Raw genomic sequence first — 1794 nt, 5'->3', positions numbered from 1 at the left:
CCGGTGTACGTCCACTCCAAGCTGATGATCGTCGATGACGTGTTCACCACCCACGGTTCGGCCAACATCAATACCCGCAGCATGCAGGTAGATAGTGAGCTGAACATTGCCCATGAGTGGATGAGTGTGACCCAGGCAATGCGGCGGCGGTTGTGGGATCTGCATACGGATGGGAAGGGAGTGCAGGAGGAGGTGGGTGATGCATTCGAAGCTTGGCAGAAAATCATCGATGACAACAAAGATCTTCAAAAGGACAAAGAAAACGGCGTTCCCGACGCACCTCTTGTCGAGTTTTATTACGGCAAGGCCAAACTGCAGGACCTCGACTGATGCGCCGTTTTCTCTTGCTCTCCTGCCTGCTGTTGGCGGCTTGCGATAGCCGCAGCACCTTTAACTATATGAAGAAGGACCCTCATGTGAAACCTCTGACGGAAATCAAAGCCAACCTGGCGTTCACCTGCGCCCACGAAAATATCCCCGAAGCCAGTGCTGAATCTGACGTGCTGTTCAAATACGCCCGCTGGCTACAGAAAAATAACCAGCTCAAGCAAGACAAAAACGTAGATGTCGATATCGAGCGGTTGTACCGCATCGCCGCCGAAAATGGTCATTACAAAGCCAACATCAACTTGCAAAACGGGTCGATGCGCCAACGGTTCCAGTTGCGTGGCGCCGAACACCTGCGCTTGAGTCAACAACTGATGGATGCTGGTGTGGCCACAGGTTACTACTTTGTGGGGATCTTTCTACAGCAAGGCTCGGCGGGCCTTAAACAGGATCCGGAAATGTCCTTGCGCTACTACCGTAAGGCTGCTGATAAAGGCAGTGCCGAAGCGCAATACTATGTGGGCGACAAGCTGGCACCGAGTGATATTGCTCCGGATGTCGCGAGGCAAATGCGCCGTTGTGCCGCCGAGCAGAAACATGGCAGAGCGGCCGTGGCACTGGCTGTTAATCTTAAAAACAAGGGAATTTACCAAGAGGCAGTTGAAGTACTCCAGATGGGTGTTGCCGGAGGGTATGAACATGCTGCTGGCCGCTTGGGCGATGCATTTCGCGGCCCTTCCAGTAGCAACAAGTTGGACTACTTAGGCCAATCGGAAGACCTTGAGCGCGCCGACCGCTACAAAAAAATCTGGAAGATACTTGCGGGATATTCCTATGCCAACCCCAAAGTCCCCGAAATCAACGAAATCCTCCCGCTGCCACCAGCCAAACTCCCCGCCTGGGACGGCAAGCTGCAATGGCTAGAAGAGCGCCTGGCAAACGCCCCGCCAGAAAAGCCCAGCGAAGCGCTGATCCAGCAACTGGCCAAGGCCAAGCTCCTCGACCCCACTTCCGGTCGACCGCTGCCAGCATCTCCCGATTTCATCCGGGAGCCTTACCGCAAGCTGACCTGCAACAGCGGTCAAGCCTGCCCACAATCCGGCTATTGGAAAGCGGAAGGCATTGTCGACGAGATCCGACGTTTCGATAAAGGCGAAATCATGCCGACATTGAACGTCCGGCGTAGCCATAGCCGTTTCCTGCTCGCCGACCGAATTACCGTCGAAGAGGAAAACATCGAATGGATATTGTTCGGTGAAGCCTGAGCATTTCTGCTCCGATTATCAGTCGAGGCACTCGGCGGTTGATCGGTAGCAAGAGCCTGACAAATCAACGCCAATTCCGGCAACCACAAGAGCAGCGCAATGACCCAGTTTGAGGCAGACGCACATGGAGGTGAAACGACGACAGGCATAGCTATGTTCAGACCGCGAAGGCAGGCACAAAAAGGCAAACGCGACATTGAGA

General features: G+C 54.3%; 2 protein-coding genes. Both read left to right on the top strand.

Going from position 1 to position 1794, the window contains the following annotated elements; translation table 11 throughout:
- A partial coding sequence (locus VC35_RS28200; protein ID WP_046044020.1) for a phospholipase D-like domain-containing protein occupies nucleotides 1-330 on the top strand: 330 nt, incomplete at its 5' end.
- Nucleotides 330-1592 (top strand): SEL1-like repeat protein, encoded by a 1263-nt coding sequence (locus tag VC35_RS28195; RefSeq protein WP_046044019.1) that lies wholly within the window; start codon nucleotides 330-332, stop codon nucleotides 1590-1592. The genes VC35_RS28200 and VC35_RS28195, both read left to right, overlap by 1 nt.
- Nucleotides 1593-1794: the final 202 nt, after the last annotated feature.

The sequence above is a fragment of the Pseudomonas fluorescens genome (assembly GCF_000967965.1).
Taxonomy (GTDB): Bacteria; Pseudomonadota; Gammaproteobacteria; order Pseudomonadales; family Pseudomonadaceae; genus Aquipseudomonas; species Aquipseudomonas grandcourensis.
Note: the sequence above shows the minus strand (reverse complement) of the source record. Positions and strands in the feature narration are given on the sequence as shown.